At 52.4% G+C, this 832-nt stretch carries 1 rRNA gene; it reads right to left on the reverse strand.

Going from position 1 to position 832, the window contains the following annotated elements:
* A 23S ribosomal RNA gene (locus AC3WT9_RS34600) occupies positions 1 to 832 on the reverse strand; the annotation flags it as partial.

Below are 832 nucleotides of genomic sequence, written 5' to 3' on the forward strand. Positions count from 1 at the left end.
ATCTAGCCATAGCTTCGGTGGTGTGTTTAGCCCCGTTACATTTTCGGCGCAGAGTCACTCGACCAGTGAGCTATTACGCACTCTTTCAATGGTGGCTGCTTCTAAGCCAACATCCTGGTTGTCTGTGCAACTCCACATCCTTTCCCACTTAACACACACTTGGGGACCTTAGCTGATGGTCTGGGCTGTTTCCCTTTTGACAATGGATCTTAGCACTCACTGTCTGACTCCCGGCAAGAAGTTAATGGCATTCGGAGTTTGACTGAGCTTGGTAACCCTTGCGGGCCCCGCACCCAATCAGTGCTCTACCTCCACCACTCCATTCACCGAGGCTAGCCCTAAAGCTATTTCGGGGAGAACCAGCTATCTCCGAGTTCGATTGGAATTTCTCCGCTACCCCCACCTCATCCCCGCATTTTTCAACATACGTGGGTTCGGGCCTCCAGTGCGTGTTACCGCACCTTCACCCTGGACAGGGGTAGATCACACGGTTTCGGGTCTACGTCCACATACTAAATCGCCCTATTCAGACTCGCTTTCGCTGCGGCTCCGGCTTCTCACCTTAACCTTGCATGTTAAACGTAACTCGCCGGTTCATTCTACAAAAGGCACGCCATCACCCCTAGATCGGGCTCTGACTTTTTGTAAGCACACGGTTTCAGGTTCTATTTCACTCCCCTTCCGGGGTGCTTTTCACCTTTCCCTCACGGTACTGTTTCACTATCGGTCGCCAGGTAGTATTTAGCCTTAGCAGATGGTCCTGCTGGATTCATACGGGGTTTCACGTGCCCCGCACTACTCGGGATCCGTCTCGGAGAGAACACAGTTTAGG

The organism is Paenibacillus sp. EB106-06-01-XG199, assembly GCF_058791575.1.